Here is an 896-nt window from a genome sequence, read left to right as displayed (position 1 = left end):
AGGTCACGGTATCGCTAGTGCTGCGATGGCTGACTGAGATTGGCTGATTGACCACGTACTCAGAGGCTTGTGTGAGACTCACTTGCCATGGCGTTAAAGCACTAACTGTGGACGACACACTGCGCTCATCGGAGATTAGCTGAGGCAATATTGCACCACTTGCATCAGAGCGTGCGACTAAGACACGGATATCTTGTCCGTTCTCGTTGCTCGATAGCTTATAAGAGGCGTTATCTTGTCCGATGTTGCTCCAGATGCCATTCGACCCGGTTGTTCGGCTTTGCCACTGGTAAGAAACCCCTAGTGGCATTGTGTCTTTGACCAGCGAACTGCCTGAGAGCAGAGCCGTTACTGTTTGACCATCTTGCAGTGGCGTGGTGCCATTATTAATGGTGACAACATCGTAATAACGTTCACTTTGGTTAGTTTCAGTTGGATCTACACTATTATTTTGCCACTGAGCCGTGCGCTCTGAATACACATCGACATTATTACTTAGAGATACGACTAATTGATGTTCAAAATCGACATCACTGGACGGATCGAGGGTGTAGTTATCGGCAGTTGCTGCATTAATGGCTTCGCCGTTGTTTATTAAATCGCCACCGGCAGGCATGCGATACCATTGATAGCTTTGAATCGATAAGCTGTTACTTAAAAGGTATTTATCGAGCCATAATACTGATCGTTCTGATAAGTGATAACTTGTTGAGTTCGGATCATAATCAAGTACCAAGGTTTCTAGTGCGGTAGCGGTATTAGTTTTGACTTTATTTGTTTGGTTACTGAAACGTGGATTAAGTACCGCAGGGCCATCATTTAACGTTATTTGTAAACGTAAATAGTGGGCATTATCTGCACTCGTTGTGATATGACTTGCTCCATTAGCTGCGCCG

1 protein-coding gene is annotated in these 896 nt (G+C 45.2%); it reads right to left on the bottom strand.

What is annotated here, in order from left to right; translation table 11 throughout:
- A partial coding sequence (locus tag VTH8203_RS14310; RefSeq protein WP_158296148.1) for a hypothetical protein occupies positions 1-896 on the bottom strand: 896 nt, incomplete at both ends.

The organism is Vibrio thalassae (genome assembly GCF_900089835.1).
GTDB lineage: Bacteria > Pseudomonadota > Gammaproteobacteria > Enterobacterales > Vibrionaceae > Vibrio > Vibrio thalassae.
Note: the sequence above shows the minus strand (reverse complement) of the source record. Positions and strands in the feature narration are given on the sequence as shown.